Here is a 24,101-nt window from a genome sequence, read left to right on the forward strand (position 1 = left end):
CAGGCTCTGCGCTTTCGAGGACTGCCCCGCCCCGATTGGCACGCCGCTTGCAGGAGCCCCTGCGGGATCCAACAAGAAGCAAGGGGAAGGCGTCATGTCGAAGCTCGGAAGACTCGGTCATTGCTTGTCGGGCAGCATCATCGCGATGTTGATCACCTGCGGCGCAGCCAGCGCCGAAGAAAACACCATCAAGATCGGCATCCTGCATTCGCTGTCCGGCACCATGGCGATTTCCGAGACGACGCTCAAGGACGCCATGCTGATGCTGATCGACGAGCAGAACAAGAAAGGCGGCGTGCTCGGGCGCAAGCTCGAGGCCGTGGTGGTCGATCCCGCCTCGAACTGGCCGCTTTTCGCCGAGAAGGCCCGCGACCTCCTCGGCAAGGACAAGGTGGCGGCGGTGTTCGGCTGCTGGACCTCGGTCAGCCGCAAATCCGTGCTGCCGGTCTTCAAGGAACTCGACGGCCTCCTGTTCTACCCGGTGCAATATGAGGGCCAGGAGAGCGAGCGCAACGTCTTCTACACCGGGGCGGCGCCGAACCAGCAGGCAATCCCGGCCGTCGACTATCTGATGAGCCAAGAAGGCGTGAAGCGCTGGGTGCTGGCGGGGACCGATTACGTCTACCCCCAGACCACCAACAAGATCCTGCAGGCCTATCTGCAGTCCAAGGGCGTGGCCAAGGACGACATCATGGTCAACTACACGCCGTTCGGCCAGTCCGACTGGCAGACCATCGTCTCCGACATCAAGAAATTCGGCTCCGCCGGCAAGAAGACCGCCGTCATCTCCACCATCAACGGCGATGCCAACGTGCCCTTCTACAAGGAACTCGCCAACCAGGGCATCAAGGCCGAGGACATTCCCGTCGTCGCCTTTTCGGTGGGCGAGGAGGAACTGGCTGGCCTCGATACCGGGCCGCTGGTCGGCCACCTCACGGCGTGGAACTATTTCCAGTCGGTCGATACCCCAGCCAATGCCCAGTTCATCAAGACTTGGCGCGCCTTCACCAAGAACGACAAGCGCGTCACCAACGACCCGATGGAAGCCCATTACATCGGCTTCAACATGTGGGTGAAGGCGGTGGAGAAAGCCGGCACCACCGATCCCGACGCGGTGATCGACGCCATCGTCGGCGTATCCGTGCCCAACCTTTCGGGCAGCTATTCGACCATGATGCCCAATCATCACATCACCAAGCCGGTCCTGATCGGCGAAATCCAGGCCGACGGCCAGATGCAGACCGTCTGGCAGAGTTCGGGACTGGTGGTGGGCGATGAATGGTCCGACTACCTGCCGGACTCCAAGGATCTGATCGCCGATTGGCGCAAGCCGCTGTCCTGCGGCAATTTCAACGTCGCAACCGGCAAATGCGGCGGCCAGGGCACGAACTAACGCCAAGAAGCACTATCAATGCCCCTTGGTCCTTTCTGGTGATTTTCGTCAAATCTCTGATTTGGCATCGAAAATCATCAGCTGTTCAAGCCGAGAATGCCTCAGCATTTTCGAAGCTTGGTTTAAGGCTCCAATATGCTGTCCTGTGAACCTTCCCGTCTCCGGTTGCGCTCCGCCATGCACGGGTCTCGTCTCCTCGTCCTGGCCTTGTGGGCCTGCCTCCTCATGCCCGGACTTGGTCACGCCGATGAGGCTGGCATCAGGGCCGGCCTTGCCAAGTTGGCCACTGCTGGAAATTTCCAGCAGGTCGAGGCGGTGGTGCGTGAACTGGCCGGAAGCGGCGATGCACTGGCGGCCCGCCCCCTCGCGGCGCTGGCAGACGGCAATCTCTACTGGCGCCAATCCGACAAGGCGGTCCTGATCGCTTCGGGCAGCGGCGATCCGCTCGCGATCACCGATCCGCTCACTGGCGCCGGCGTGGGGACGGCGGGCAAGGGGGAACTTGTCAGGATCAAGGTCAACAATGCCATCAGGCGGGCGATAAGGGAGGCGAGCGGCTCGCTCACGCTCTCCTCCCCCGACAAGGCGGCACGCCTCGCGGCTGCCGACGCGCTGACCCAGACCCCCGACCCCGGTGCTCTCCCGGCGCTCGACAGCGCCATCGCCAGGGAGGCTGATACCGCCGTCAAGGCCCGGCTGGAGACGGCGCGGGCTGCCGCGACCTTGTTCTCCGACAGGCCCCAGGCCGACAAGAGCGCGGCCGTCGGGCTCATTGCTTCTCTCGGCACCCGCGAGGCCGCCGCGCTGCTCGGCCGCTTCGAGGCCGGCGCCGACGGAGCGTTGAAAGATGAAGCCGCCGCGGGCATCGGCACCATCGATGCGCGCCTGAAGCTGTGGGATCTGGCGCAGAACGTCTGGTACGGCATCTCGCTGGCCTCGGTGTTGCTGCTCGCCGCCATCGGCCTTGCCATCACCTTCGGCGTGCTCGGCGTCATCAACATGGCGCACGGCGAGATGGTGATGATCGGCGCCTACACCACCTTCGTCGTGCAGGAGGCCGTACGCGCCTATGCACCTGGCCTGATCGACTGGTCGCTGCTGATCGCCCTGCCCTTGGCCTTCCTGGTCGCGGGCGCCGTTGGCGTCGTGATCGAGCGCGGCATCATCCGCTTTCTCTACGACCGCCCGCTGGAAACCCTGCTGGCGACCTGGGGCGTCTCGCTGATCCTGCAGCAGGGCATCCGCGTGATCTTCGGACCGACCAACCGCGAGGTCGCCAATCCCGGCTGGATGTCCGGCAGCATCAGCGTCGGCGAACTGACCATCACCGCCAACCGGCTGTGGATCTTCGCCTTCTCGATCGCGGTGTTCATCGCCCTGCGCCTCATCCTCAATCGCACCCGCTGGGGCTTGCAGATGCGCGCCGTGACCCAGAACCGGCGCATGGCGTCCTCGATGGGTATCCGCACGCCCAGGGTCGACGCGCTGACCTTCGGCCTCGGCTCCGGCATCGCCGGCATCGCCGGTGTCGCCCTCAGCCAGATCGGCAATGTCTCGCCCAATCTGGGCCAGGGTTACATCATCGATTCCTTCATGGTCGTGGTGTTCGGCGGCGTCGGCAATCTGTGGGGTACGCTTTTGGGCGCGCTGACGCTCGGCATCGCCAACAAGTTCCTCGAACCCTATGCCGGCGCGGTCCTCGGAAAGATCATCGTGCTCGTCTTCATCATCCTCTTCATCCAGAAGCGCCCGCGCGGCCTGTTCGCGCCCCGGGGGCGGGCGGTGGAAGCATGATCCTCGCAACCCTGCTCAAGAACGGCCTCGACCGCCGCCTGTCCATCCTCGTCGCGCTTCTCGTGGCGGCGGCCGTGCTGGTGCCAGTGCTTCACCTCGCGGTACCGGCAGACAGCGCCCTGCATGTGCCCGCCTATCTCGTGGCGTTGCTCGGCAAATATCTCACCTATGCCCTGCTCGCCCTCTCGCTCGATCTCGTCTGGGGCTATTGCGGGCTTCTCTCGCTCGGCCATGGCGCCTTCTTCGCACTGGGCGGCTATGCCATGGGCATGTATCTGATGCGTGGGATCGGCGATCGCGGCGTCTATGGCAATCCCGTGCTGCCCGACTTCATGGTATTCCTGAACTGGCAGGAACTGCCCTGGTTCTGGTACGGCTTCGACAGGTTCTGGTTCGCCGCGCTGATGGTGATGGCCGTACCGGGCCTGCTCGCCTTCACCTTCGGCTGGTTCGCCTTTCGCAGCCGCGTCAACGGCGTCTACCTCTCGATCATCACCCAGGCGATGACCTATGCGCTCATGCTCGCCTTCTTCCGCAACGACATGGGGTTCGGCGGCAATAACGGCCTGACCGATTTCAAGGATCTGCTCGGCTTTTCCCTGCAGGCGCCGGGCACGCGCGCGGCCCTGTTCGCCGCCAGCGCCCTGATGCTGGCGCTGTTCGTCACGCTTACCGCCATGATCACCGCCTCCAAGCTCGGCAAGCTCATGGTCGCGGTGCGCGATGCCGAATATCGCTCCCGCTTTCTCGGCTGGCGGCCGGAGAACATCAAGCTGTTCGCCTTCACCTTCTCGGCGGTAATGGCCGGCATCGCGGGTGCGCTCTATGTTCCGCAGGTGGGCATCATCAATCCCGGCGAATTCTCGCCGGCCAATTCCATCGAGGTGGTGATCTGGACCGCCATCGGCGGCCGCGGCACCCTGATCGGGCCGGTGATCGGCGCCGTCGGCGTCAACTGGGCCAAGAGCTGGTTCACGGCCGCCTTGCCCGATCTATGGCTGTTCGCACTCGGTGCCCTCTTCGTCGTCATGCCGCTCCTGCTGCCACGGGGCCTGGTCGGCGCCTTCGAGCATTGGCGCCGGTCCAAATCCCCTCGCAAGGCCTCTGCGAGCAAGGCGCTCGTGCCCGCCCAAAGCGACGCCGCGGAGGAAGCGACCTCATGACCCAGCAAACGCACAGCATTCTCTATCTCGACGGCGTCAGCGTCAGCTTCGACGGCTTCAAAGCCATCAACAATCTCTCGCTCATCCTGGAGCCCGGCGAGATGCGCGCCATCATCGGCCCGAACGGGGCCGGCAAGACCACGATGATGGACATCATCACCGGCAAGACCCGGCCCGATACCGGCGAGGTCTTCTTTGACGGCGAACATGATTTGACCAAGCTCGATGAAACCGACATCGCCAATCTCGGCATCGGCCGCAAGTTCCAGAAGCCGACCGTATTCGAAACGCATACGGTCGAGGACAATATCGCCCTCTCCCTCAAGGGCCGGCGCGGCATCTTCGCCGCCCTGTTCGACCAGCGCTCGCGCTCCGAAAGCGAGCGCATCGACGAGATTCTCGCCACCGTCCGTCTCGAACAGCGGCGGGACGACAAGGCAGCCGGGCTGTCGCACGGCCAGAAGCAATGGCTGGAGATCGGCATGCTGCTGGCCCAGAACCCCAAGCTCCTGCTCGTCGACGAGCCGGTGGCCGGCATGACCGATGCCGAAACGGCGCAGACCGGCGATCTCCTCAGGCAGATCGCCCGTTCGCATTCGGTCGTCGTCGTCGAGCACGACATGCATTTCGTGCGTGAGCTCGGGGTGAAGGTGACCTGCCTGCATGAGGGCAGCGTGCTGTCGGAGGGGCGGTTCGACCATGTCTCGGCGGATCCGCGGGTCGTCGAAGTCTATCTGGGGCGATAGAGCAGATGATGTTGTCCGTCAGTGATCTCACCCTGCATTACGGCGCCGCCCAGGCATTGCGCGGCGTTTCCCTGCAGGCCGAAGCCGGCAAGGTCACCTGCATCCTCGGCCGCAATGGAGTCGGCAAGACCAGCCTGATGCGCACCATCGCCGGACAGCACCGGCCGAGCGCCGGCTCTGTCAGCTTCGAGGGCAAGCCACTCGGCCGCAGCCCTGCCCATGACAGGGCCAGGCTCGGCATCGCCCTCGTGCCCCAGGGCCGGGAGATCTTTCCCCTGCTGACGGTAAAGGAAAACCTGCAGACCGGGTTTGCGCCGCTCAAGCGCGCCGAGCGCAGCCTTCCGAGCCATATATTCGAGCTGTTCCCCGTGCTCGCCCAGATGCTGCAGCGCCGCGGCGGCGACCTTTCGGGCGGCCAGCAGCAACAGCTTGCCATCGGCCGGGCGCTGGTGACCCGACCCAAGCTCCTGCTGCTCGACGAGCCGACGGAGGGCATCCAGCCTTCCGTGATCAAGGATATCGGCCGGGCCATCGCGTTCCTGCGTGATCAGATGGGCATGACCATCCTCCTGGTCGAGCAATATCTCGACTTCGCGCGCGAACTGGCCGATCGTGTCGTCATCATGGATCGCGGCGAGATCGTCTTTTCCGGCGAGGCCGCCGACCTGGACAAGCCCGATGTACGCCGACATCTCCTGCTTTGACGTCAGGAAGGCCCCGCTCCGCCTCGAACGGGCCGAGGGCGTCGCCCGCCTGGCCTTTCGCCAGCGTGACGGGGCCTCCAGACTAGCGACCCTGTATCAGGAAGGATGCGCCAAGATACGGTTGCCGCGACCACTGCCTGGAGCTCAGCCGGAGGCTATCCTCATCAACACGGCGGGCGGTCTGACTGGTGGCGACAGGCTCGCCTTCGAGGTCGTGGCGGGGGCGGCAAGTTCGGCCACCATCACCACCCAGGCCTGCGAACGCATCTACCGCTCGACGGGCGAGGACGCGGTTGTCGTCAACCGGCTGACCGCCGAAGCCGGTTCTCGCCTCGCCTGGCTGCCGCAGGAGACCATCCTGTTCGACGGTGGCCGCCTCGTCCGGCGTCTCGAGGTCGACCTGGCCGAGGGCGCCCAACTGCTTGCCGTCGAAGCCGTGCTGTTCGGCCGCGCGGCCATGGGCGAAGTGTTGCGCAGCGGCGCCTTGAGGGATCGTTGGCGGGTACGCAGCAACGGAAAACTGATCTTCGCCGATGATTTCCGCATAGACGGCGATATCGCCAAACGCCTTGCTGCCCCCGCGACGTTGGGCGGACACCGCGCCATGGCGACAATGCTTGCCGTTTGCCCGGAGCCGGAGGAACGGATCGAGGCGGTACGCGACATCATCGGAAGCCATGGCGGCGCCAGCGCCTGGGACGGCAAGCTGGTGGTGCGCCTCCTCGCCGAAGACAGCCTGTCGCTCAGGCATCGCCTCGAGCCTCTCCTGTCCTTTCTGCTCGCCGACCGTCCCCTGCCGAAAGTATGGCAGCTCTAACCACCGGAACCCGCATGAACCTCACGCCCCGCGAAAAAGACAAGCTCCTGATAGCCATGGCGGCCCTGGTGGCGCGCCGGCGCCTCGAACGCGGCGTCAAGCTCAACCACCCCGAAGCGATCGCCCTCATCAGCGATTTCGTGGTCGAGGGTGCGCGGGACGGGCGCTCGGTCGCCGATCTCATGGAGGCCGGCGCGCATGTGCTGACGCGCGAGCAGGTCATGCCCGGCATCGCCGAGATGATCCACGACGTGCAGGTGGAAGCAACCTTTCCGGACGGAACCAAGCTGGTCACCGTGCATGAGCCCATCCGATAGACCGCCGGAGAACCAGAGAATAGGTGAACCGAACGAACTCAATCTTTGTCATTGCCGGACTTGACCCGGCAATCCAGCCCCCCCTGTCGGGCAATGCAGACCCCAATCCCTGGATGCCCGGGTCAAGCCCGGGCATGACAAGGGCAATTTTTCAGAGGCCAGAATGAAGAAATATCTGTTCGCACTCGCCGCCATGCTCACCGCCACGCCGGCCATGGCTCATATCAACCCGGCCGAGCATGCCTCCTTCTCCACGGGCTTCCTGCACCCTCTTTCGGGCGCGGACCATATATTGGCGATGGTCGCCGTCGGCCTGTGGGCCGCCCAGCTCGGCGGACGTGCGCTGTGGGCGGTTCCCGCGACCTTCGTCATCGTCATGACGGCAGGCTTCGGCGCCTCCCTCACCGGCATGCCCCTGCCCTTCATCGAGCCGGCGATCGCAGCCTCCGTCGTGGTGCTCGGCTTGCTCGCCCTGATGGCATTCAAGGTGCCGACGCCGATCGGCATGGTCGTCGTCGGGTTCTTCGCCCTGTTCCATGGTTTCGCCCATGGCAGCGAACTGGGCAATGCCAGCGCCACACCCTTCCTGGTCGGCTTTGCCCTGGCGACGGCCCTGCTGCACGCGGCCAGTGTCCTGCTCGGGCCGGGGATCGCCCGCCTCGCGGGTGACAAGGCCGGTCGGCTGGTCACGCGCTTCGCCGGGGGGCTGACCGCCCTCGCCGGGTTGGCCCTGATCGTGGGAGGCTAAACCATGATCCCGGGCGAAGTCCTGCCGATGGCTGGAGACATCGTGCTGAACGCCGGAGCGGAGGCGAGCGTTCTCGTCGTCGCCAATTCCGGCGATCGGCCGATCCAGGTCGGTTCCCATTATCATTTCTTCGAGGTCAACGCGGCGCTCCTGTTCGACCGGGAGGCGGCGCGTGGCATGCGGCTCGACATTCCCGCCGGCACGGCCGTCCGCTTCGAGCCGGGGCAGCAGCGGCAGGTGCGGCTGATCCCGATCGGCGGCAAGCGCGTCATCTTCGGCTTTCAGAGCAAGATCATGGGAGCACTGTGATGCCCGCTACTCTTTCCCGCGCCGCCTACGCCCAAATGTATGGACCGACCGTCGGCGATCGCGTCAGGCTTGCCGATACCGAGCTGTTCATCGAGGTCGAAAAGGACTTCACCATTCCCGGCGAGGAGGTGAAGTTCGGCGGCGGCAAGGTGATCCGCGACGGCATGGGCCAGAGCCAGGCGAGCCGTGCCGCCGGCGCGGTCGATACGGTCATCACCAATGCGCTGATCATCGATCACTGGGGCATCGTCAAGGCCGATGTCGGCCTGAAGGATGGCCTGATCGTAGCGATCGGCAAGGCCGGCAATCCCGACATCCAGCCGGGTGTCACCATCGTCATCGGTCCCGGCACGGAAATCATTGCCGGCGAGGGCAAGATCCTCACCGCCGGCGGCGTCGACGCCCATATCCATTTCATCTGTCCGCAGCAGATCGAGGAAGCCCTGATGTCGGGCGTCACCACCATGCTGGGCGGCGGCACGGGCCCCGCCCACGGCACGCTCGCCACCACCTGCACACCCGGGCCCTGGCACCTGGCCCGCATGATCCGTTCCTTCGACGCCTTCCCGATCAATCTGGGGCTGTCGGGCAAGGGCAATACCTCCCGGCCCGAGGCCCTGGTCGAGATGATCGAGGGCGGAGCCTGCTCGCTCAAGCTGCACGAGGACTGGGGTACGACGCCGGCAGCCATCGACAATTGCCTCAGCGTGGCCGACGACTACGACGTCCAGGTGATGATCCATACCGACACCCTCAACGAGAGCGGCTTCGTCGAGGACACGGTCGCCGCCTTCAAGGGGCGGACCATCCATGCCTTTCACACCGAAGGCGCCGGCGGCGGCCATGCGCCCGACATCATCAAGGTCTGCGGCCTCGCCAACGTGCTGCCGTCCTCGACCAACCCGACCCGGCCCTATACGAAGAACACCATCGCCGAGCATCTCGACATGCTGATGGTCTGTCATCATCTATCACCGGCGATCGCCGAGGACATCGCCTTCGCCGAAAGCCGCATCCGCAAGGAAACCATCGCGGCTGAGGACATCCTCCACGATATCGGCGCCTTCTCGATCATCTCGTCCGACAGCCAAGCCATGGGCCGCGTCGGCGAGGTCCTGATCCGCACCTGGCAGACCGCCCACAAGATGAAGCTGCAGCGCGGGCGCCTGCCCGGCGAGAGCGGCGACAACGACAATCTCAGGGTGCGCCGCTATATCGCCAAATACACCATCAACCCCGCCATCGCGCAGGGCCTGTCGGCCCATGTCGGCTCGATCGAAATCGGCAAGCGCGCCGATCTCGTCCTGTGGAACCCGGCCTTCTTCGCGGTCAAGCCGGAGATGGTGCTGGTGGGCGGCACGATCGCCGCCGCTCCGATGGGCGACCCCAACGCTTCGATTCCGACGCCGCAGCCGATGCATTACCGCCCGATGTTCGGCGGTTTCGGCGGTGCTCCGGCAGCCTCTTCCCTGACATTCGTCAGCAAAGCGGCCCTCGCCAACGGCCTGAAGGAGCGGCTCGGCGTCGCCAAACCGATGGTGGCGGTCGAGAACACGCGAGGCGGCCTTTCCAAGCGCTCCATGGTGCTGAACGATGCCTTGCCACAGATGGAGGTCGATCCCGAAACCTATGAAGTCCGCGCCGACGGCGAACTCCTGACCTGCCCACCGGCAACCGAACTGCCGATGGCCCAACGCTATTTCCTGTTTTGAGGCGACAGCACGAATCGTCGAATTGAAGAGGTTGTCATCCCCGGCGAGGCCATAGGCCGAGGGAAGGGGATCCAGGGCCAGCAGGTGCAATTCATGACCTCTGGATCCCCTTCCCCTCGCCCTCTCTCGCTGCGCTCGTGAGAAACTCGGCCGGGGATGACGGAGCGCATATTTCTGAACGGATACTGACCATGCTGCACGCCACTTCCCATTGCCATCATGACAGCCGACTTCCCGTCGGCACGATCACGCTCGATCACAGGGGCCGTCATCTGCGCCGCAAGCGCCTCATCACCGATCAGGGCGATATCGTCATGATCGACCTGCCCGAAGCCGTGCTGCTCGCCGATGGCGATGCCCTCGTGCTCAAAGACGGCCGCACCCTCACCATCCTCGCAGCGCCCGAGGAACTCTACGCGGTCCGGCCCGGCCGGCAATGCCCGCTCGCGCATCTGGCCTGGCATCTCGGCAATCGCCATCTCGCCGCCGAAATCGGCACCGAAATCATCCTGATCGAACGGGATCCCGTAATCCGGACGATGCTGCAGGGTCTCGGGGCCGAAATCCAGGAGGTGGTCTCCGGCTTCCAGCCCGTGCACGGCGCCTATCATGGCCATGCCCACGGCCACCATCACGATCACGGGCATGGTCATGATTGACGATACGGCGCGTCTGGTGCGGTTGCTCAGCTGGCTATCGCCGGCCTTTCCGGTCGGCGCCTTCGCCTATAGCCACGGCCTGGAACGGGCCGTTCACGATGGCCTGATCGAGGATCGAGCCACGCTGGTCGACTGGCTCGGCGAGATCGTCCGGTCGGGTTCTGGCTGGAACGATGCCGTTTTGCTGGGCGAGGCCTGGCGCCTTGCCTCTCGGGGAGAGAGCTGCGCCACCGTCGCGGAGCTTGCCGAGGCCATGGCCGGCACGCGCGAACGCCACCGCGAAACCACGCTGCAGGGCGAGGCCTTCGGGCAGGCCGTCTCCCACTGGACCGGCGAGGCGATCGAGCCTGCGCCTTATGCCGTCGCCGTCGGCCAGGCCGCTGCGCAGCACGGCATCGGGCTCGAACAGGCGCTGGCCGGCTTCCTGCACGCCTTCACCGCCAATCTGGTCCAGGCCGCCATCCGGCTGGTCCCGCTCGGCCAGCGCGACGGCGTCCAGGCGCTCGCCGCGCTCGAACCGATCATGCTGGCCACGGCAAGGCGCGCCTGCCTCGCGACGCTCGATGACCTCGGCGCCTGCACCCTGATGTCCGACATCGTCTCGATGCAACACGAAACTCAATATTCGAGGATCTTCCGCTCATGAACGCCAGCAACGGCCCCCATTCCAGCAACGGTCCTTTGCGCGTAGGCATCGGCGGCCCGGTCGGCGCAGGCAAGACCACCCTGACCGAAATGCTGTGCAAGGCGATGCGCGAAAGCTATTCGGTCGCCGTCGTCACCAACGACATCTTCACCAAGGAAGACGAGCTCATCCTCAACCGGGTGCAGGCACTTCCCCAGGACCGCATCATCGGTGTCGAGACCGGCGGCTGCCCCCATACCGCCATTCGCGAGGATGCCTCGATCAACCTGGCGGCGATCGCCGAAATGCGCCGGCGTTTTCCCGACCTCGACGTGGTCTTCATCGAATCCGGCGGCGACAATCTGGCGGCGACCTTCTCGCCGGACCTCGCCGATATCACGCTCTACGTCATCGACGTCGCGGCGGGCGAGAAGATCCCGCGCAAGGGTGGTCCCGGCATCACCCGCTCCGATCTCCTGATCATCAACAAGATGGATCTGGCTCCCCATGTCGGCGCCGACCTCGACATCATGCGTGCCGATACCGAGAAGCAGCGCGGCAAGCGACCCTTCGTCTTCACCGATATGCGCCGGCGCATCGGGCTCACCGATGTCGTCGCCTTCATCGAACAGCAAGGCGGCCTGACAGCATAGCGCTGCAGTCCTGATTTGACGGAGACCTTGGGTCTGCGTCATTGCGACTGTAGTCACAGAACCTTCGACTCAGCGCGTCGGCTGGGCCACAGGCATTGCGGCAGCGAGCGGCCCTTTCCACTCCCGGATAATGTCAATCAAGGGGGCGATGGCCGGATTGCCGGATTCAGCGGGAACCGAGAGAACGACCTTCAATGCCGGTGCAGCCGCGAGCGCCCTTGGCACGACCTCTACGATCGACTCGTCGCATATCGATGCCGGCACCAGGGCCACACCGAGCCGCGCCGCCACGAGGCGGACGATGGTGTGCTGCAACTGCGGTTCATAGCGAAACCGCGGAACGATGCCGGCCATCTCGAAATAGCCGGTGATGGCCTCGCGGAGCGTCGGCGCCACGGTTGCAGGCGCCGCGATCAAATCCTCTGCTGCCAGATCGTGTGGAGCAATGGTGTCCCGCCCGACCAAGGCATGCTCGCGGGGAACGATGAGGCACAGATGGTCCGTGATGACAGGTACTGTCCGCAATTGAGGAAATGGCCGGCCGGCAAAGGTGATGGCGGCATCGAGTTCGCCGCCGAGAAGCCTGTGCTCGATCTCGGCCGGCGTCGTCTCCAGGAGAACGATGCGAATGTCCGGCCTCAACCCGGCATAGCAACTGACGATCTGCGGCACGATGCGATGGGCGGCATGCATCATGAAGCCCAGGCGCAACTCGCCCTTCTGGCCTTCAGCGACCAGCCTCGCATCGCGGCAGGCATCCTCGAATTGGGCGAGGACCGCGCGTGAGTCAGCCAGGAACCTTTCCCCAGCCTGGGTCAGGGTGACGTGGCGCGAGTTCCGCTCGACCAGTTGCACGCCGAGTTCACGCTCCAGATTGGCGATCTGCCGGCTGAAGGGCGGCTGGGTCATGTGCAGTCGTGCAGCGGCTCGGCCGAAATGCAGGGTCTCGGCGAGAGCCACGAAATAGCGCATCTGGCGCGAATCCATCGATACCTCCAGGGCATTGATAATGGCCATGCATTGGATTGGATTATATCGATTGCCTCTTCTATGAAAGACGGCATCCCAATCGGCCTGCCATGCTTTCCAACCTTCTCATCGTCCTGCCCGTCTTTGCCCTGATCCTCGCCGGCTGGCTCGCGCGGCGCAGCAATGCGCTCGGCCCGCACGCCACGCGCGAGGTGAACAGGCTCGTGGTTTATCTGGCGCTCCCGGCGCTGCTGTTCGACATCATGGCCAACGCGGACCCAGCCCGGATCTGGCAGCCCGGCTTCATTCTGGCCTTTGCCCTGGGCTGCGCCCTCATCTTCGTCCTCGCCCTGACGATCCGCCTGCGGCAGGGCTGCCATCTCGCCGATGCGGCCATCGACGGCCTCAATGCCGGCTACGCCAATACCGGCTTCATGGGCTTCCCGCTGATCCTCGCAGTGGTCGGCCAATCCGGCATGGCACCGACCCTGGTCGCGACCATCGTGACCGTCTGTGTCCTGTTTGCCGTCGCCATCGTCCTGATCGAAGCCAGCCTGCAGTCCCAAGCCCGTCGACGGGATATCGCTCGCAAGACGCTGCTCGCCTTGATCCGCAATCCCCTGCTGGTCGCACCGGCCCTGGGGGCGCTGGTGATGGTTTCGGGCTGGCCCCTTCCCCAGACGCTGGACCGGTTTCTCAAATTGCTCGGCGCCGCCGCCTCGCCCTGCGCGCTCATCGCGCTCGGCCTTTTCCTGGCGGAGAACACCGGCAGGGCGGCGGAGGCAGGGCGCAAGGTCGAGGCCTTGCTGATCGGGCTGAAGCTGGTGGCCCACCCCGTCGCGACCTGGGTGATTGCCGCGCCCATCCTCGGCCTCACGCCGGACGCGGTCCACACTGCCGTCCTCCTCGCGGCCCTGCCGACCGGGACAGGCCCCTTCATGCTGGCCGAATTCTACGGACGCCAGGCCCTGGTCACCAGCCGTGTCGTCCTGGCCACGACGATCCTGTCCGTCGCGACGCTCTCCCTGTATCTCGCGGTTTCACGATAGGCAGGCTCTACGCCCGGCACCGGATTCTCGACGTCATTCGGCGTTTCAGCCGGATTTGCCGTCACTCGGCGGCGGGCCGCGCGACAGCAGGCTTTCGCCGAGAAGTGCCCGCGAGAATTCATCGATGAGCGCGAGCTCTCGATGATGACGAAAACCATCGCTGTCCGCCACCGCCAGACAGATTTCGATCAGCCTAGCCTTTACGGCCGGTGCTGCCGCGTCCAGCTCGCCCAAGCTTGTCTTCACCGCGTCGGTCGATGGCCTCATGCGCCGGATCCATTGGCGGGCGCGCTCGATCTCGCCCGCGTCCAGGTCGATGCCCTCCGCGGCACAGGCCGCCGCGACATGATCGAGCATGACCTTGACCTCCTCGCCCGACATTTGCAGGTCGGCCCTGCCGACCGCCACGGCGAGGACGAGGCCGCTTTCGCGCGCGACCCTGCGAATGACGGCCCAGCGCTCTCCCGCCTGTTCCTCCGTGGAAGGCCTGGCACGCGCCTGCGGCCAGGACAGGCCGAGCACCTGCCGATAGAACTCATCCAGCGGCTCCTGCAGTACGCCATCGGCGTCGGCGATCGACAGGATCCTGTCGAGACGGAAGGAGCGAAGGTCGCCTCGATCGTGGCTGTAGCCGAGAAGACGTGGAATGCCGTCGCGCCCCGGCTTGACCGACCAGAGCGTGACCGGCCGAAACCGTCGGCGGCCGGCCGCGTCCTGATATTCGATGACAAGGAGCAGGCCGTTGACGCCCGCGCCACCCGAAGGCGGCCCTGCCTTATCGGGCGAGGATCCGGGCGGTCGAGGAGGTCCCGTTCTCTGGGGCATTGGTGACCTCTCGACACATGGCGCCGGGTGACGGGAATCAGGTGGCTGCAACCCTGGACCGGAAAGGCTGCGGCCATCGGCCTCGACGATTGCGACTGGTCGATGTTTGAAGGGGCGACGCATGAGCGTCAACAGGGCGGGCCATGGATGCAACGGCCGATTTGCCTGGAATTTTCGCGGCAGCCGGCATCGGCATGTCCCCGCCGCCAGCAAGAGCGACAGTCCAGATGATGGATCGCCGGGCTCGAGGATGAATTCACTGGCCTCACCAGCCTGGAGGCGAATTGCCTCTTCGAGCGCAATCCTGCCGATGGAATATAAGGGCCTTTCGAGCCCCCATTGCCGACCGGCGGAAGCTTCAGCAAACGGACCGAAAGCGCTCGACGCAGGTGTCGAGCACCTCGGCAGGATCACGTTTCCACCAGTTCCCGGCCGAAAAGATCTCGACTTCGCACAAGCCGCGATAGCCTGCCTCTTCCACCGCCGCGCGCAGCGATCTGAGATCGGCGACGCCATCCCCCATCATGCCGCGATCGAGCAAGACATCACGCGTCTCGGCGAGCCAGTCGCACAAATGATATCCCAGGATGCGCTCCTTGCCGGCGCGCTGGAGTTCGCGCGCAAGCGAAGTGTCCCACCAGACGTGATAGACATCGACGGCGATGCCGACATTGGCCTCCCCGATCACCTCGCAGAGATCAACCGCGTCACGCACCGTCACCAGGCACGAACGATTGCCCGCATAGACCGGGTTGAGCGGTTCCAGCGCGAGGCGAACGCCCCGCTGCGCCGCGTAGGGCGCGGCTTCAGCGACCCGCTCCGCCACGCGTTTCAGGCTTTCCTCCACCCCGAGGCTGTCCGGCTCGACCCCGCCAACGACGATGGTGAGGATCGACGTCCCGAGCCCCGCCGCCATGTCGATCGAGGCCCGGAAGTCGTCGCGGAGGGCGGATAGAGGCCGCGGCGCCATCGGCCCCACCAGGAAGGGGCTGCGGCACAGGCCTGCGACTTCGAGGCCCACCTGACGGGCACGATTGCCGATCTCGATGGCTCGGTCCCCGATTTCCCGGCGCCAGAACACGATCCCGCCAAAGCCGCGCTCGGCGCAGGCATCGATGACGCGCTCGACGGACCAGCCGGCGCCATGCCCATCCAGATTGTGCCCGAGCGTCGCGGTATTCAGGGCGAGCGCCGAGTGATCCGTCGAGAAATCGCGCATCGCGACCTCTCAGGCGCCGTAAAGGGCAAGCAGCCTACGCATGCGATCGGTTGCCAGCTCCGGGTCGCGCAGCAGGCCGCAGGCATCCGCATGCTTGAAGAGCTCGACGAAATAGGGCAGCGGCCGCATGGCCTGCGCTCCGCCCAGCATGACGAAATGCTCCTGGAAGCCATTGAGCCAGGCGAGGAAGACGACGCCTGTCTTGTAGAACTGGGTGGGCGCCCGGAAGATGAGCCGTGCCAGCGGAACGGTGGGATCCAGCGTCGCATGGAAGGCTTGCCTGTCGCCCTCCCCCAGTTTCTGGATGGCGAAGGCCGCAGCCGGCGCGAGGGGATCGAAAATGCCGAGAAGGGCGTGCGAAAAGCCGATCTCGTCGCCGGCGATCAATTCCGGATAGTTGAAGTCGTCACCCGTATACATTTTGACGCCGGCGGGCAGGCGCCGCCGCATCGCGATTTCCTTGTCCTTGTCCAGGAGCGAAATCTTGATGCCGTCCACCTTTGCCGCGTTCTGTTCGATGACACGCAGCGCCACTTCCATGGCGGCCTCGAAACTGTCGCTGCCCCAGTAACCCCTCAGCGCCGGGTCGAACATATCACCGAGCCAGTGGAGGATGACGGGTTGGTCGCAGCGGGCCAGGACATCGCCATAGACCTTCACATAGTCTTCCGGCGAGCCGGCCACCGCAGCAAGGGCTCGGCTCGCCATCAGGATGAGGCGCCCTGCCAGAGCCTGGATGGCTTCGACCTGTTCGAAATAGGCGCGACGGACGTCGTCCAGCCCTCGCGCCTCAATCGGCTCGAGTTGATCGGTGCCGCATCCATTAAAGACCAGCGCCTGCGGAAGCTCCTCGCGGGTGCGCCGGATAAGCTCGAGCGCCCGAGGCCAGTCCAGGCCCATGCCGCGCTGGGCGGTGTCCATCGCTTCGGCAATGCCGAGGCCGAGATCGTTCAGATGGTGACGAAACGCCATCGTTGCCTTCCAATCGACCGTGGCCGAGCCGGAAGGATCGTTGGCGGTGAACGGATCGGCCACGACATGGGCCGCCGAGAAGACGACGCGTGCCGCGCCGGCGGACAGGCGGGCGGCCGGGATCACCTTGCCGCTGAGCCGATAGTCGGAGAAAACGCCCTTGGTGTCGGGAAGACGGATCATCGTAGTTTCCTCAAAATCTCGGCACCAGCATGCCGGCATCCACGGCGATCACCTGGCCCGTCGTATAGGGCAATTTGCCGGTGGCGAGCGTCGCCATCACGGTGCCGACATCCTCCGGCCGGCCCAGGCGCCGCATCAGGGTCAGGCCCTCTTCATCGATGCGCCGCTGGTATTGGCTGGTCACCGATTGCGTCATGGCGGTCTCGATCAGGCCCGGCCTGATATCGTAGACGGCAATGTTCTCGCGCCCCAGGCGAACGGCGAATATCTTGCTGACCATGGCCGAGCCCGCTTTCGAGATGCAATACTCGGCGCGCGGCTCGGCGACCGCATCGGCATTCGACGACGACACGTTCACGATCGAGTAGAAGCGCCCGTCATTGCGGTCGCGCGCGAGGACGCGCCTCGCCCATTTCTGGCACAGGAAGAACTGCGCCTTGGCATTCACAGCCTGGCAGCGGTCGTAGCTTTCCTCGCTGACATCGAGCGGATCGCCGCGGCTCAGAACCGATACGCCCGCATTGTTGACGAGCGTCGAGAGCGGCCCTAGTGCCTTTTCGGCCAGGTCGAGCATCGCCTCATGCGCACCGATGTCGGCGATGTCGCCGGCGACGCGGGTGACGGGCACATCGAAAGCGCGCACGCGTTCCTCGGCAGCCTTTAGCTCCGCATCGTCGACGGGCCCGTTCAAGGCGATCGCAAACCCGCTCCTGGCCAGTTCGATGGCGGCCGCCAGGCCGATCCCGCGGCTCGAGCCGGTGATGAAGGCCGCCTGCCGGAGTGGTGTGCTCATGCCAGCGCTCCATGCTTGAACAATTCGCGGGCGATGATCATACGCTGGATCTGGTTGGTGCCTTCATAGATCTGGGTGATCTTGGCGTCGCGATAAAGGCGCTCGACCTCGAAGCCGCGGATGTAGCCGGAACCACCGAAGACCTGGACGGCGTCGGCCGTGCGGGCAACCGCCATGTCGCCCGCAAAGCATTTGGCGATCGAGCAGGCCTTCGTCGCATTGTCCCCGCGATCGATCTTCACCGCCGCGCTGTGCACCAGAAGGCGGGCCGCCTCGATATCCTTGGCCATGTCGGCAATCAGCCATTGCACACCCTGGAACTCGGCGATCGCCTTTCCGAACTGCTTGCGCTGGCGGGCATAGTCGACGGCTGCCTCCAGGCCAGCCTGGCCGATGCCGACCGCGAGCGCCGCAATGCCGACGCGCCCCTTGTCGAGCACGCTCATCATCATGTGGAAGCCCTTGCCGAGTTCTCCCAGCAGGGCATCCGGCCCGAGCACGACATCGGTGAAATTGAGCGCGCCGACCTGGCTGGCGCGCTGCCCCATCTTGTGCTCCTTGGGGCCACGCTCGACACCCTTGGCGTTGAGATCGACGATGAAGATGCTCATGCCGCGGTGGCCGGCATCCTTGTCCGTCCGGGCCAGCACGAAACCGACATCGGCGACCGGCGCGTTGTGAATCCAGATCTTGCCACCGTTGAGGCGCCAGCCCTCTCCGTCCCGTTCTGCCGTGGTCCTGATGCCGGACACATCCGTGCCGGCTTCCGGCTCGGTGATGCAATAGGCCACGCGCTTGGTTCCGCGCATCGCCGGCGCCAGCCAGGTTTCGCGCTGGGCCGGCGTGCCGTGCCTGACCAGCAGCGTGGAGATGAGTTCGACCAGGCCGCATTGATCGGCAACCGAGGCATAGCCGCGCGAAAGCTCCTCCATCACGAGCGCGTAGGTCAGCGTATCGAACCCCGGGCCGCCCATGGCTTCGGGAACGCCGATGCCGAACAGCCCGAGCTCGCCCATCTGCTCATAGATCTCGTGGGGGAAACGCTCCTCGCGATCGAGCCCCTCGGCCAGCGGTTTGACGACCTCGTCGGCGAACTGCCGCGCCATGTCGCGCACCTGCATCTGCGTCTCGCTCGGATACATGCGCTTCTCCCCTTTTGTAACTATCTAGTTACTGCTATAACGCACGTGGATCAAACGGGTCAAGCCTGACGATTCCCTCGAAATCGATCGGTGGATTGCCAGATCGAGGCGAGGTCAGGTCGGGCTAGCCAAAAGAGCGATGCCAAGGGAGGAAACCATGAAGCCATCGGAAAAGCAGAAATTCGGCCGCAGCAACATCGACGTCACCGCCTTTGCCTTCGGGACGGCGCCAATCGGGAATTTCCTGCGCGAGATCAGCGAACCGGTTGCCGACGAAATGGTGCAGCACGCATGGAATGCCGGCGTGCGCTTCTACGACACCGCGCCGATGTACGGCCATGGCCTTTCGGAACTGCGCTTGGGGCAGGCGCTGCGCTGGAAGAACCGCGACGATTTCGTCGTCGCATCGAAGGTCGGGCGCGTCCTGCGCCCGGCCCGGCGCTCCCAGATCGACTTCGCGCCCTGGGTGAATGCGGCGCCGAATGTGATGAGCTTCGACTACAGCTATGACGGCACGATGAGGGCCTTCGAGGATTCCCTGCAGCGGCTCGCACTCGAACGCATCGACATGCTGTTCATCCACGACATCGACCGCTTCACCCGCGGCGACGACCAGCCCGAAGTCTTCCGGCAGGCCATGGACGGATGCTGGCGCGCTTTGGAGCGCCTGCGCTCGGAAGGCGCGGTGAAGGCGATCGGCGTCGGCGTCAATGAATGGGAAGTCTGCCACGAGGCACTCAAGCAGCGCGATTTCGACTGCTTCCTCCTGGCCGGTCGCTATACGCTGCTCGAACAGGAGGCCCTCGACGGCTTCCTGCCGCTTTGCCAGGAGCGCGGCGCTGCCGTGCTGGTCGGCGGCGGCTTCAATTCCGGGATCCTCGCAACCGGGGCGGTACCCGGTGCGAAGTACAACTACGCCCCCGCCCCGGCCGCGGTGATGGAAAAGGTCGCCAGGATCGAGGCGGTGTGCCGGGACCACAAGGTGCCGCTTGCCGCCGCAGCGCTCCAATTCGTCGTCGCCCACCCCGCCATCCCGGCCTTCTGCGCGGGAACACGCACGGTGGAGCAGCTCGACCAGAACCTGGCATGGTTCAGCCACCCCATCCCCCCGGATTTCTGGGCCGAGCTGAAAAGCAAGCAATTGCTGCGCGAGGACGCGCCGGTGCCGGCATGAACGACATCGCACCCGACACCGGTCGCCGCCTGGCGGCGACCGGACTGCGCTATGAGGATGTGTCCATCGGGGATTGGTTCGACACACCGGCAAGGCATGTCGGCACCGAACTGATCGATGCCTTCGCCGAACTGACCGGCGACCGCTTCGAAATCCATATGGATGACGATGCGGCGCGCGCGCATGGCTTTCCCTCGCGTGTCGCCCACGGCCTCCTGATCCTGTCCCTCGTCGACGGGCTGAAGAACCAGGCGCAGGCCCGCTTCCTCGCCATCGCCTCGCTGGGCTGGAACTTTCGCTTCGAGCGTCCGATCCTGGCCGGTGACACGATTACCGCCCGCGTCCGCATCAAGGACAAGCGGACGACATCCCGGCCGGACCGGGGCATCCTCACATTGGGCTTTTGCGTGCGCAAGCAGACCGGGGAGACCGTCCAATCCGGGGAGAACCAGCTGATAGTCTATCGCTGAGACGACGGCAAAGATAGCTCTTATCGACGATCTGAATGTCTTACCCTCCCCTGGAGGGGGAGGGTCGGCCTGAAAGGCCGGGGTGGGGTGAAAACGGCAAAGATTCCGATGAGGAAAAAGGGTCTCAGCAAGAACGTCACCCCACCCCGCCGCTACGCGTCGACCCCAGACCATTCCAAGAGGAATGGTCGACCCCTCCAGGGGAGGGTAAATCCAGCCTTCAGAATTTCGGCGGCCGCCTTTCGCGGAAGGCGGCGAGGCCAGCCTGCAACTCCTTCGACTGCGCGGCGGCCATGCCGGCCAGGCAATCGAAGACCCGTTCCGTCTCCTCCGCTTCGGCGGCGTTCACCAGCATCTTCGTCATCTCGGTTGCCAGGGGGGCGCGCGCACACACCTTTTCCGCGACCTCCATGGCCCGGGCAAGCCCCTGGCCGCTCTCCACCACCTCGTCCACGATGCCGAGTTCGCGCGCTTCCTTCGCGGTCAGTATCTCGCCGAAGATAGCCATGCGCCGCACGGCCTGGGCACCGAAGCGGCGTGTCGCGCGCTGGGTGCCCGACCAACCCGGAATGATACCGAGCCCGGTCTCCGGCTGCCCGATCTTGGCGTGAGCCTCCGCAATGCGATAGTCCGCGCAGGCGGCAAGCTCCAGGCCGCCGCCCAAGGCATGGCCGTTCAGCACGGCGATCAGGGGCTGGCGCAGCCGGGCCAGCGCGTCGAAGGCCGCGTGCCCCTCGCGCACCCAGAACCGGCCGAAATCCTCGGGTGTCTCCCGGCTCCAGGCCTCGATGTCGCCGCCCGCCGAGAAGGCTTTCGCCCCTGCCCCGGTCATGACAGCGACGCGGATGCTCGCATCGTGCTCGATGAGGGCGCACAGACGTTGCAGCTCCGCCACCATGGCAGCATCGAAGGCATTGAGCTTGCCCTCGCGTTCGATGACGATGATCGCAACCGGCCCCTCGATCTTCAGACGCACGCCATCCTCGCTCATCACTCGGCCGCCTCTCTGGTGACCGCCTGCCGGCTGCGGCGATCGGGCTCGAACAGGTCTGCCGGCATCGACACCAGCGGGTCGGCGACGGCGAGCGGAAAGGCCGCCTGGTCGAGGATATCGCGCTTGAGATCGACGCCGGGCGCAATCTCCGTGACGGTGAGCCGGCCCTCGATCAGCTTCAGCACGCAGCGCTCGGTGACATAGGTCACGTCCTGGTTCTGCAGCGTGGCACGCTTGCCGGAGAACGAGACCTGGTCGACCTGGGGCACGAGCTTGGCGACCTTGCCCTCCTTGTCGATCCTCAGCTTGCCATCGACCACCGACAGTTTCGCGCCGGCATTGAAATAGCCCGAGAACACGATCTTCCTGGCGCGAGCGGTGATGTCGACGAAGCCTCCGGCGCCGGCCGTCACATGCGGCCGCACCGCCAGCTTGGAGACGTTGACGGAACCATCCTCGCCGATCTGCAGGAAGGACAGCAGGGAGGCATCGAAGCCGCCGGCCTGGAAATAGGTGAACTGATGCGGCGAGGCCACGAACGCCTCCGCATTGGAGGAACAGCCGAACTTGAAGTCGAGCAGCGGGATGCCGCCGACGGCTCCCTGCTCGATCACCCAGGTGATCTCGCCATGCCGGCCTTCCTCCAGCAGGATGCGCGGAACATTCGCGGAAATGCCGAAGCCGATATTCACGGCCCAGCCGTTCTCGAGTTCCATCGCCACCCGGCGGGCCATCACCTTGGCCGCGTCGAAGGCGGGGATCGTGAACGTATCGAGGGGGCGGAACAGCTCACCCGATATCGCCGGGTCATAGGCCGTCGCCGTCGTCTGCAACTGGTCCGGCGCCTCGACGATGATGTCGACGAGGATGCCGGGCACTCTGACGTCATGGGGACGCAGCGTGCCCGACTGGGCGATCCGCTTGACCTGCGCAATCACGGTGCCGCCGGAATTGTGCGCGGCCAGCGCCAGCTCCATCGCGCCGAGATAGGCGCCCTCATGCTCGAAGGTCAGGTTGCCGCGCTCGTCCGCCGTCGAGGCCCGGATGATGGCGACGTCGGGGGCGATCGCCGGGAAATAGAGCCACTCGTCGCCCTCGAACTGGACCCTGCGCACGATCGGTCGCGAGCGGGCGCGATCGTTCATGGCGCAGCCGTCGAGCGCAGGATCGACGAAGGTGTCGAGCCCGACCTTGGTCAGGACGCCGGGACGCTTGCCGGCCGCTTCCCGGAGAATGTCGAACACGATGCCGCTGGGCACGTTGTAGGCGCTGATCTTGTTCTCGCCGAGCATCTTCCAGATCAGCGGCGGCTCCGCCGAAGATGGTCCCGACGGATAGGACCCGCCGATGATCGTATCGATGAGGCCGTCCTGGGCCAGATGGTCGACGCCCTTGGTGCCGAACATGTCGCCGGCAGCAATCGGGTGGATCATGGTGAGCTGGCGGGGATGCCCCTCTTCGCGATACCGCTCGCCGAGCGCCTGGAGAACCAGGTCCGGGCAGCAAAGCCCGCTGGAGGAATTCACGGCAACCACCGCCTTGTCGCCGATACGCTGCACCGCCTCGAGCGCACTCCTGATTTTGGACATCGTCTCCTCGCGAGGATTTTTATAAGTAACTATATGGTTAGTACCTTATAGCGCCGGCACCTTCAACTTCTTTTCTCCGCGGCCAGGTTGTCGGGAGCATTCAGTGGCTTGCCCGCCGCCAGGATGCGATATATAAGTAACTAGATAGTGCGATAAAAATGGAAACGACAGGGATGAGCATCTATTTCACGCGGACGTTCCAGCGCTCCTTCGGCACCTACCCCCTGCGCGGCGATGCCTGCCGGCAGGCGATCGAGACGGCACTGGCCACCGGATATCGCGCCTTCGATACCGCGCAGATGTATGAGAACGAAGCCGAGGTCGGTGAAAGCCTGGCCAATGGCGGCGTGAAGCGGGACGAGCTTTGCATCACCACCAAGGTCAGCATCCACAATTTCTCCGAAGAGCGCTTTCTCCCGTCGGTCGAACAGAGCCTGAGGGACCTTCGGGTCGACTTTGCGGACGTCCTGCTGCTGCACTGGGCGCCGGCCGACGGCCATATCGCCCCCTCGCTCGGGCTCCTGCAAAAGGCACGGCAACTCGGCCTCGCCCGCCACATCGGCGTCTCGAACTACACGGCAGGCATGATGAGGCAGGCGAGATCGATCGTCGACGCGCCGCTGGTCACCAACCAGGTTGAGTTTCACCCCTTCCTCAATCAGGACATTCTGTTGGCCGCCGCCAACGAGACCGGCATCCCGCTTTCATCCTATTGCTCGGTCGCACGCGGAAAGGTGTTCGAGCAGCCCCTCTTCGCCGAGATCGGCCAAGCCTACGGGAAGACGGCGGGACAGGTCGTCCTGCGCTGGATTCTGCAAAAAGGCGTGCCGCTGAACACGATGTCGACGAAACCGGAAAACATCCGCTCGAATTTCGACATCATGGATTTCACGCTGTCGAGCATCGACATGGCACGGATCGACGCACAAACGCAGAAGAACCTGCGCATCGTCGGGCGTGACCTCATCCCCTGGGCGCCGGAGTGGGATTGAAGCCTTTCCGGCTCTTCCTGGCAACTGTAGTTGAGCGAGTGTCATGCCTTGAAGGTGACCTGATCTCGCACGATGGCATTGAGAGTGACG

25 protein-coding genes are annotated in these 24,101 nt (G+C 64.9%); 17 read left to right on the forward strand and 8 right to left on the reverse strand.

The window, feature by feature from the left end; all coding sequences use genetic code 11:
- Positions 1-145: 145 nt before the first annotated feature.
- From urtA to ureG, 13 genes are all read left to right on the forward strand, one after another.
- The gene (gene urtA, locus ABXS05_RS27600; protein ID WP_311937478.1) at positions 146-1,393 is read left to right on the forward strand and encodes an urea ABC transporter substrate-binding protein; all 1,248 of its coding nucleotides are present in this window, start codon (positions 146-148) and stop codon (positions 1,391-1,393) included.
- A 177-nt stretch (positions 1,394-1,570) separates the two neighbouring features.
- Positions 1,571-3,187, forward strand: coding sequence for an urea ABC transporter permease subunit UrtB (gene urtB, locus ABXS05_RS27605; protein WP_437178702.1), 1,617 nt, complete (start codon positions 1,571-1,573; stop codon positions 3,185-3,187).
- Complete coding sequence (urtC, locus tag ABXS05_RS27610; RefSeq protein ID WP_367626078.1) at positions 3,184-4,350, forward strand: urea ABC transporter permease subunit UrtC; 1,167 nt, start codon at positions 3,184-3,186, stop codon at positions 4,348-4,350. The genes urtB and urtC overlap by 4 nt, the downstream gene beginning before the upstream one ends.
- On the forward strand, positions 4,347-5,096 hold the full coding sequence (gene urtD / locus ABXS05_RS27615) for an urea ABC transporter ATP-binding protein UrtD (protein ID WP_367626079.1): 750 nt from the start codon (positions 4,347-4,349) through the stop codon (positions 5,094-5,096). The genes urtC and urtD overlap by 4 nt, the downstream gene beginning before the upstream one ends.
- 8 nt (positions 5,097-5,104) lie before the next feature.
- Complete coding sequence (gene urtE, locus ABXS05_RS27620; protein ID WP_367626098.1) at positions 5,105-5,800, forward strand: urea ABC transporter ATP-binding subunit UrtE; 696 nt, start codon at positions 5,105-5,107, stop codon at positions 5,798-5,800.
- Entirely contained in the window at positions 5,775-6,617 is an 843-nt protein-coding gene (locus ABXS05_RS27625) for an urease accessory protein UreD (protein WP_367626080.1), read from the forward strand. The genes urtE and ABXS05_RS27625 overlap by 26 nt, the downstream gene beginning before the upstream one ends.
- A gap of 14 nt (positions 6,618-6,631) precedes the next feature.
- A complete protein-coding gene (locus ABXS05_RS27630) occupies positions 6,632-6,934 on the forward strand; it encodes an urease subunit gamma (RefSeq protein ID WP_311936445.1) in 303 nt (100 codons plus the stop codon).
- A gap of 163 nt (positions 6,935-7,097) precedes the next feature.
- The gene (locus tag ABXS05_RS27635; RefSeq protein WP_367626081.1) at positions 7,098-7,682 is read left to right on the forward strand and encodes a HupE/UreJ family protein; all 585 of its coding nucleotides are present in this window, start codon (positions 7,098-7,100) and stop codon (positions 7,680-7,682) included.
- Positions 7,683-7,685: 3 nt separating this feature from the next.
- Entirely contained in the window at positions 7,686-7,991 is a 306-nt protein-coding gene (locus tag ABXS05_RS27640; RefSeq protein ID WP_068281454.1) for an urease subunit beta, read from the forward strand.
- Positions 7,991-9,703 carry an urease subunit alpha gene (gene ureC, locus ABXS05_RS27645; RefSeq protein WP_367626082.1) on the forward strand — a complete coding sequence of 571 codons (1,713 nt, stop codon included), beginning with the start codon at positions 7,991-7,993 and terminating at the stop codon, positions 9,701-9,703. The genes ABXS05_RS27640 and ureC overlap by 1 nt, the downstream gene beginning before the upstream one ends.
- A gap of 191 nt (positions 9,704-9,894) precedes the next feature.
- Entirely contained in the window at positions 9,895-10,362 is a 468-nt protein-coding gene (locus tag ABXS05_RS27650; RefSeq protein WP_311936454.1) for an urease accessory protein UreE, read from the forward strand.
- Positions 10,319-11,008, forward strand: coding sequence for an urease accessory protein UreF (locus ABXS05_RS27655; RefSeq protein WP_367626099.1), 690 nt, complete (start codon positions 10,319-10,321; stop codon positions 11,006-11,008). The genes ABXS05_RS27650 and ABXS05_RS27655 overlap by 44 nt, the downstream gene beginning before the upstream one ends.
- A complete protein-coding gene (gene ureG / locus ABXS05_RS27660) occupies positions 11,005-11,640 on the forward strand; it encodes an urease accessory protein UreG (protein ID WP_367626083.1) in 636 nt (211 codons plus the stop codon). Before ABXS05_RS27655 ends, ureG begins: the two co-directional genes overlap by 4 nt.
- Before the next feature lie 69 nt (positions 11,641-11,709).
- Here the strand turns inward: ureG and ABXS05_RS27665 are convergent, their stop codons facing one another.
- Entirely contained in the window at positions 11,710-12,627 is a 918-nt protein-coding gene (locus tag ABXS05_RS27665) for a LysR family transcriptional regulator (RefSeq protein ID WP_367626084.1), read from the reverse strand.
- Positions 12,628-12,719: 92 nt separating this feature from the next.
- Between ABXS05_RS27665 and ABXS05_RS27670 the strand changes: the two genes are divergently transcribed.
- Positions 12,720-13,658, forward strand: coding sequence for an AEC family transporter (locus ABXS05_RS27670; protein WP_367626085.1), 939 nt, complete (start codon positions 12,720-12,722; stop codon positions 13,656-13,658).
- Between the two features lie 45 nt (positions 13,659-13,703).
- Here the strand turns inward: ABXS05_RS27670 and ABXS05_RS27675 are convergent, their stop codons facing one another.
- From ABXS05_RS27675 to ABXS05_RS27695, 5 genes are all read right to left on the reverse strand, one after another.
- Positions 13,704-14,483, reverse strand: a complete 780-nt coding sequence (locus tag ABXS05_RS27675; RefSeq protein WP_367626086.1) for a tellurite resistance TerB family protein — start codon at positions 14,481-14,483, stop codon at positions 13,704-13,706.
- Between the two features lie 358 nt (positions 14,484-14,841).
- On the reverse strand, positions 14,842-15,702 hold the full coding sequence (locus ABXS05_RS27680; RefSeq protein WP_367626087.1) for a sugar phosphate isomerase/epimerase family protein: 861 nt from the start codon (positions 15,700-15,702) through the stop codon (positions 14,842-14,844).
- Between the two features lie 9 nt (positions 15,703-15,711).
- On the reverse strand, positions 15,712-16,857 hold the full coding sequence (locus tag ABXS05_RS27685; protein WP_367626088.1) for a dihydrodipicolinate synthase family protein: 1,146 nt from the start codon (positions 16,855-16,857) through the stop codon (positions 15,712-15,714).
- Between the two features lie 10 nt (positions 16,858-16,867).
- Complete coding sequence (locus ABXS05_RS27690) at positions 16,868-17,650, reverse strand: 3-ketoacyl-ACP reductase (protein WP_367626089.1); 783 nt, start codon at positions 17,648-17,650, stop codon at positions 16,868-16,870.
- Entirely contained in the window at positions 17,647-18,792 is a 1,146-nt protein-coding gene (locus ABXS05_RS27695) for an acyl-CoA dehydrogenase family protein (protein WP_149249484.1), read from the reverse strand. The genes ABXS05_RS27690 and ABXS05_RS27695 overlap by 4 nt, the downstream gene beginning before the upstream one ends.
- Before the next feature lie 157 nt (positions 18,793-18,949).
- On the opposite strand from ABXS05_RS27695, the gene ABXS05_RS27700 reads away from it, so the two are divergent.
- On the forward strand, positions 18,950-19,966 hold the full coding sequence (locus ABXS05_RS27700) for an aldo/keto reductase (RefSeq protein ID WP_367626090.1): 1,017 nt from the start codon (positions 18,950-18,952) through the stop codon (positions 19,964-19,966).
- Positions 19,963-20,436 (forward strand): MaoC family dehydratase, encoded by a 474-nt coding sequence (locus ABXS05_RS27705; protein ID WP_367626091.1) that lies wholly within the window; start codon positions 19,963-19,965, stop codon positions 20,434-20,436. Before ABXS05_RS27700 ends, ABXS05_RS27705 begins: the two co-directional genes overlap by 4 nt.
- A gap of 220 nt (positions 20,437-20,656) precedes the next feature.
- On the opposite strand, the gene ABXS05_RS27710 is transcribed toward ABXS05_RS27705, so the two are convergent.
- On the reverse strand, positions 20,657-21,427 hold the full coding sequence (locus tag ABXS05_RS27710) for an enoyl-CoA hydratase/isomerase family protein (RefSeq protein ID WP_367626092.1): 771 nt from the start codon (positions 21,425-21,427) through the stop codon (positions 20,657-20,659).
- Complete coding sequence (locus tag ABXS05_RS27715; protein WP_367626093.1) at positions 21,427-23,019, reverse strand: acyl CoA:acetate/3-ketoacid CoA transferase; 1,593 nt, start codon at positions 23,017-23,019, stop codon at positions 21,427-21,429. Before ABXS05_RS27715 ends, ABXS05_RS27710 begins: the two co-directional genes overlap by 1 nt.
- A gap of 173 nt (positions 23,020-23,192) precedes the next feature.
- Between ABXS05_RS27715 and ABXS05_RS27720 the strand changes: the two genes are divergently transcribed.
- Positions 23,193-24,011 (forward strand): aldo/keto reductase, encoded by an 819-nt coding sequence (locus ABXS05_RS27720; RefSeq protein ID WP_367626094.1) that lies wholly within the window; start codon positions 23,193-23,195, stop codon positions 24,009-24,011.
- Positions 24,012-24,101: the final 90 nt, after the last annotated feature.

Source organism: Labrys neptuniae, assembly GCF_040797145.1.
Taxonomy (GTDB): domain Bacteria; phylum Pseudomonadota; class Alphaproteobacteria; order Rhizobiales; family Labraceae; genus Labrys; species Labrys neptuniae.

Excerpts from the sequence above, each read along its gene's own strand:
- urtA (WP_311937478.1), top strand. The coding sequence starts at position 146 with ATGTTGATCACCTGCGGCGCAGCCAGCGCCGAAGAAAACACCATCAAG.
- urtB (WP_437178702.1), top strand. The coding sequence starts at position 1,571 with ATGCACGGGTCTCGTCTCCTCGTCCTGGCCTTGTGGGCCTGCCTCCTC.
- urtC (WP_367626078.1), top strand. The coding sequence starts at position 3,184 with ATGATCCTCGCAACCCTGCTCAAGAACGGCCTCGACCGCCGCCTGTCC.
- urtD (WP_367626079.1), top strand. The coding sequence starts at position 4,347 with ATGACCCAGCAAACGCACAGCATTCTCTATCTCGACGGCGTCAGCGTC.
- urtE (WP_367626098.1), top strand. The coding sequence starts at position 5,105 with ATGTTGTCCGTCAGTGATCTCACCCTGCATTACGGCGCCGCCCAGGCA.
- ABXS05_RS27625 (WP_367626080.1), top strand. The coding sequence starts at position 5,775 with ATGTACGCCGACATCTCCTGCTTTGACGTCAGGAAGGCCCCGCTCCGC.
- ABXS05_RS27630 (WP_311936445.1), top strand. The coding sequence starts at position 6,632 with ATGAACCTCACGCCCCGCGAAAAAGACAAGCTCCTGATAGCCATGGCG.
- ABXS05_RS27635 (WP_367626081.1), top strand. The coding sequence starts at position 7,098 with ATGAAGAAATATCTGTTCGCACTCGCCGCCATGCTCACCGCCACGCCG.
- ABXS05_RS27640 (WP_068281454.1), top strand. The coding sequence starts at position 7,686 with ATGATCCCGGGCGAAGTCCTGCCGATGGCTGGAGACATCGTGCTGAAC.
- ureC (WP_367626082.1), top strand. The coding sequence starts at position 7,991 with ATGCCCGCTACTCTTTCCCGCGCCGCCTACGCCCAAATGTATGGACCG.
- ABXS05_RS27650 (WP_311936454.1), top strand. The coding sequence starts at position 9,895 with ATGCTGCACGCCACTTCCCATTGCCATCATGACAGCCGACTTCCCGTC.
- ABXS05_RS27655 (WP_367626099.1), top strand. The coding sequence starts at position 10,319 with ATGCCCACGGCCACCATCACGATCACGGGCATGGTCATGATTGACGAT.
- ureG (WP_367626083.1), top strand. The coding sequence starts at position 11,005 with ATGAACGCCAGCAACGGCCCCCATTCCAGCAACGGTCCTTTGCGCGTA.
- ABXS05_RS27665 (WP_367626084.1), bottom strand. The coding sequence starts at position 12,627 with ATGGATTCGCGCCAGATGCGCTATTTCGTGGCTCTCGCCGAGACCCTG.
- ABXS05_RS27670 (WP_367626085.1), top strand. The coding sequence starts at position 12,720 with ATGCTTTCCAACCTTCTCATCGTCCTGCCCGTCTTTGCCCTGATCCTC.
- ABXS05_RS27675 (WP_367626086.1), bottom strand. The coding sequence starts at position 14,483 with ATGCCCCAGAGAACGGGACCTCCTCGACCGCCCGGATCCTCGCCCGAT.
- ABXS05_RS27680 (WP_367626087.1), bottom strand. The coding sequence starts at position 15,702 with ATGCGCGATTTCTCGACGGATCACTCGGCGCTCGCCCTGAATACCGCG.
- ABXS05_RS27685 (WP_367626088.1), bottom strand. The coding sequence starts at position 16,857 with ATGATCCGTCTTCCCGACACCAAGGGCGTTTTCTCCGACTATCGGCTC.
- ABXS05_RS27690 (WP_367626089.1), bottom strand. The coding sequence starts at position 17,650 with ATGAGCACACCACTCCGGCAGGCGGCCTTCATCACCGGCTCGAGCCGC.
- ABXS05_RS27695 (WP_149249484.1), bottom strand. The coding sequence starts at position 18,792 with ATGTATCCGAGCGAGACGCAGATGCAGGTGCGCGACATGGCGCGGCAG.
- ABXS05_RS27700 (WP_367626090.1), top strand. The coding sequence starts at position 18,950 with ATGAAGCCATCGGAAAAGCAGAAATTCGGCCGCAGCAACATCGACGTC.
- ABXS05_RS27705 (WP_367626091.1), top strand. The coding sequence starts at position 19,963 with ATGAACGACATCGCACCCGACACCGGTCGCCGCCTGGCGGCGACCGGA.
- ABXS05_RS27710 (WP_367626092.1), bottom strand. The coding sequence starts at position 21,427 with ATGAGCGAGGATGGCGTGCGTCTGAAGATCGAGGGGCCGGTTGCGATC.
- ABXS05_RS27715 (WP_367626093.1), bottom strand. The coding sequence starts at position 23,019 with ATGTCCAAAATCAGGAGTGCGCTCGAGGCGGTGCAGCGTATCGGCGAC.
- ABXS05_RS27720 (WP_367626094.1), top strand. The coding sequence starts at position 23,193 with ATGAGCATCTATTTCACGCGGACGTTCCAGCGCTCCTTCGGCACCTAC.